Origin of the sequence: Hydrogenophaga sp. 5NK40-0174 (assembly GCF_040372165.1) — a bacterium.
Classification (GTDB): Bacteria; Pseudomonadota; Gammaproteobacteria; order Burkholderiales; family Burkholderiaceae_C; genus Hydrogenophaga.
In genome coordinates, this window is record NZ_BAABWG010000014.1 from 1 (window position 1) to 2198 (window position 2198).

At 58.2% G+C, this 2198-nt stretch carries 2 protein-coding genes; both read right to left on the reverse strand.

What is annotated here, in order from left to right; translation table 11 throughout:
• Positions 1-176: 176 nt before the first annotated feature.
• Entirely contained in the window at positions 177-389 is a 213-nt protein-coding gene (locus tag ABWV89_RS18810) for an antitoxin YezG family protein (RefSeq protein WP_353400603.1), read from the reverse strand.
• 213 nt (positions 390-602) lie between these two features.
• Positions 603-2198, reverse strand: a 1596-nt coding sequence (locus tag ABWV89_RS18815; RefSeq protein WP_353400605.1) for a DNA/RNA non-specific endonuclease, incomplete at its 5' end; no start/stop codon positions are given.

A 2198-nucleotide genomic window follows, 5' to 3' on the forward strand; every position in this document is an offset into this window, starting at 1 on the left:
GCGCCGCAATGGCGCGCATCCACAGCGGCGTCTTGCGTTCGGTGATGACCACGCTGTCATCGAGCACCGGATCGTCACGGCACATGCGGCGTAGGGCCTCCCCGAAGAGGAGGTGTTTCAAGAACTGGCGGCTGCGAGGAGGGAGCAGCGCGCCATTTCTAACCAGCAAAGGCCTGCTAGTCGCCGTCCCTCTTGTTCATCACCTCGTCCAGCGACGCGTTGATCTCGTCGCCAGTGATCACTTCGTCAGTCTCTTCGTAGCCTTCTGGCTTGTTGTAGTCGTATTCGATGTTGAACTTGCCATCTGGATAGAGGGTAAACGTCAGCCCCCAGATGCGCTGGCCGGTCGATCTCAGCAGGTCGTCGCGGAGAAAGAGTGCTGCGTCCATTCCGTCCCAAACTGCATACGGAGACGACCGAAATCCGCCCTGCCTGACCGTCTCACCTCCGACGTGAAGCCACTGCCTACCAGTGGCCATCTTTTCGAAGATTTGAATTTTGCAAGCAAGCAAATCCCACGACCGATCGTCAGCAAATGCCAGCAAGTAGGTTGAGATCAATTTGTAGGCATGCTCAACACTTTCGACTTTCATAGCTTTATCTCACTGGGTGAAACGAAACGGAATGACTTCGCCATCCACTGTGGCCAGCACACGGAATTCATTGGGCCTTGCCCCACCACCAGGCGGATAACCGACCTCTACTCTCATGGTCACGTTCTTGCCTTCGTTGATAAATCCCCTCAGCTGGTTTTCCATCGCCTTCCAGTCACCCCGATTCAATGTCGCTGCCTGCGGCACCATATTGATCCTGTCGCCCGAACCGCCCAGGGCCGATGCAATCAAGTGACCACCATCGTCGCCAGTACAGCCACCACTTCGTCCAACGCAACCTTGTTGATAGCCGTTGCGATCCATGGTTACGCCACTGAGGTCGCCCTCGACGCTGTTCACACGCCCTGACGCATCCGTCCGGTATGCATGACCGTTGGACAGGACATAGGCACTGTCCGCATCCAGTTTACCGTTTGCCGTCTTGGACCAGCTTCCTTTGCTTCCTGCCTCGACAAGATGAATGTTCTTGACTTCTGGAATCGACTTCAACTCGGTGAGCTTGTCGGCCACCCGAACCGGGTCAATGTCTACGCCATGAAGCAGTTGGTTGGCATTTCCGAGCTTTTCTGCGGCGCCGGCCATATCACCAACCTTGAAGAGATCACGCCCCTCTTTCAACAGCTTTGCAGCACCATCACCAATTCCGGGCGCAACACTAACAAGTGCAATCGCATAGTCGAAGCCGGTCTCCGCTTCGTAGAACGCCTTGACATCCCCAAGGATGGGAGTGAAGTCAACGCCCTGTTCTCCCATGACGCGCAACACCTTGGCAAGTCTCGCCACTCCCTCTTTGTCGTAGTGAGGGACGTTCACCAGCGGCTTGGAGCTGGCAGCTTCTGCAGAAGCGGTGTACTCGTACAGCCCCTTGGCAGAAGCATCAGCCAACGCAGCTCCACTCTCAACCTTTCCCACATAGCTCTCGCGGGCCACCTCAAGAGCTGCGTAGCGCGCCGAGCACTCAGCGCTCGCACCGTTTCCGTAACAAGCCGATTTCAAGTCTGCGTCTCGCTGTTTGTCTATGGCATTCCACCGATCGCGCTCTGCGCAGGCAGCTTTGTCTCCATCGGCGCACGCGGAAGCCGCCTTCAAGCGCTTTTCGTTCTCGTCGTGCTTCAAATAATTGTTCGCCACCGCATTGGAGCCTGTGATCTGCCCCATGTTCATGTTGGCTTGCAGGTCCCGCGTGGTGTCGCCCGCCAATGCGCCGTCCACGCCGCCAGCCACACTGCCAGCCAGGCCGGTGATGAAGACGGTGTTCTCGTTGATCGTTTTGCCGGGCACAGCCTTGAAGATGGATGACAGCGTGCTGTCCTCGTCTTTCAGCTCTGACTTCACATCCTCGGCCAATGAGTGCGCCACCACGGCGCCCGCTGCGCCAGCGGCGCAGCCTTTGCCGTTGCCCGAGCGCACCATGCCCAGGCCGCAGCCCAGGGCGGCATGGGCCAGGTCTCGCTGGCCGTCTGTCAGCAAATTGGCGCTGTGCTGGTCGCCTATGTGGCCCGCGAAGCCCTCGCCCAGCTTGTCAAAGCCGGCGTTCATCCCTGCATTGAGCAGGTTCTCGCCAAAGCTGCCACCGTAGGCCAC

Coding starts and splice junctions, on each gene's coding strand:
- ABWV89_RS18810 (WP_353400603.1), bottom strand. CDS start 389: ATGGACGCAGCACTCTTTCTCCGCGACGACCTGCTGAGATCGACCGGC.